The sequence below is a fragment of the Acinetobacter sp. TUM15064 genome, assembly GCF_008980265.1.
GTDB lineage: Bacteria > Pseudomonadota > Gammaproteobacteria > Pseudomonadales > Moraxellaceae > Acinetobacter.
On record NZ_BKFU01000146.1, the window covers coordinates 1 to 1,356 of the forward strand.

General features: G+C 30.2%; 1 protein-coding gene and 1 pseudogene. One reads left to right on the forward strand and one right to left on the reverse strand.

Features of this window, described 5'->3' with window-relative positions; all coding sequences use genetic code 11:
- Nucleotides 1–35: 35 nt before the first annotated feature.
- On the reverse strand, nucleotides 36–704 hold the full coding sequence (locus GBI16_RS18775) for a hypothetical protein (RefSeq protein ID WP_171264508.1): 669 nt from the start codon (nucleotides 702–704) through the stop codon (nucleotides 36–38).
- A 319-nt stretch (nucleotides 705–1,023) separates the two neighbouring features.
- Here GBI16_RS18775 and GBI16_RS18095 point away from each other — a divergent pair.
- Nucleotides 1,024–1,200: pseudogene (locus tag GBI16_RS18095) on the forward strand (peroxidase); the annotation flags it as partial.
- Nucleotides 1,201–1,356 lie beyond the last annotated feature (156 nt).

Consider the following 1,356-nt stretch of genomic DNA (forward strand, 5'->3'; position numbering starts at 1 on the left):
AGAAGATTTCATTGACACAGAATTTTTACAAGGTATTATTCTTTTAGATCCAATAAACCTAAACTAACTATTTTATCATTTTCAGTACATGATGGCTGTATATCCATATCTAAGAAAGTATAACGGTGCAATAGTTTTTCTTCACTATTATGACCTCCCCAGATATTAAAATTAGAACCTTCATGTGAAAAACATTCAGTTATAATATTTGGAATACCATTTCCAATTAGATCCACCCCTCTAATCTTTCCATTACTATACATAATTTGGTTTTTACTTAACTCAAAACCATAACCTCGAAGAGGCGTTTTAGTTTTCTTATCAATATTATAAAAATAATTAGGCTCATCAGTTACAAAAGTCAAGTTCGAAACACAATCAGTATCATCTTTTTTAGATACTGGTTTCACCATATCATATTTAAACTTTTCATCTTCCTTATATATAACAACAACATCATTATTAATTGGTTTTTCACTTACAATACATCCTTCTTTAGAGTTTAATAATACATAAATTTTATTATCTAAGGCTTTCTTTACGCCTTTACTGCTCTGCAAAATTTTACCAGCTAATAAATCTGATTGTGGCTTCTCTATTTTCTGTTGTTCAATCGATTTAGCATGAGCAGTCTCACCTAAATATTTAGTGTCGCAAGCATTTAAGATTAATAAGCACATAAAAATCAATGTTTTATAAATCACTTTTACCTACCTGTGTGTGACCAATGCAGTGCATCTTTACTGCCGTACCCAATTACACTATATTTTTATTTAATTGCATAAATGTAGACCAGCTGGTATTCTTTTTCTTTCAATATTAATAGTCAAAAATTTTCCAATATAATTAGATATTTTTATATCTACTGCCATTCTCCTAACATGGTTTGAATACCTTGGCTTATCCACCACATTATCTCCTATGCATTATTTTTAATACATTGCTTCAGAAAATTCACTCCTTCAGCATTATTTCTTTTATGGGTCCATCCACTGTCTTATAGCTATGGTAAAATAAGCAAGACTTATTTTTATTGCCTATACTAAAGATTTAAGCATTATTGATTCGATGCTATTGCGTATGTTTGGCACCAGTGGTGATGGAGTCCATGGCCGCATGCTTCATTTTGTAACTCCTGTTGACGGTGCTTATTATTTTGCACCGAGTGAGGAGTTACTGGAAGAAGTGTTGGAAGGATGAGTTTAAATTAGGAGTAACTAAAAATGCTAGTTACTCCTAATTTAATCAATTAATAACAAACTCTCCATTATTATTCAGAGTAATTTTCAACAGCTTTCCATTCTTTGTATAAAATATTTCATAGTTTTTATTAATTGTTATATTGTTAGAAGCATC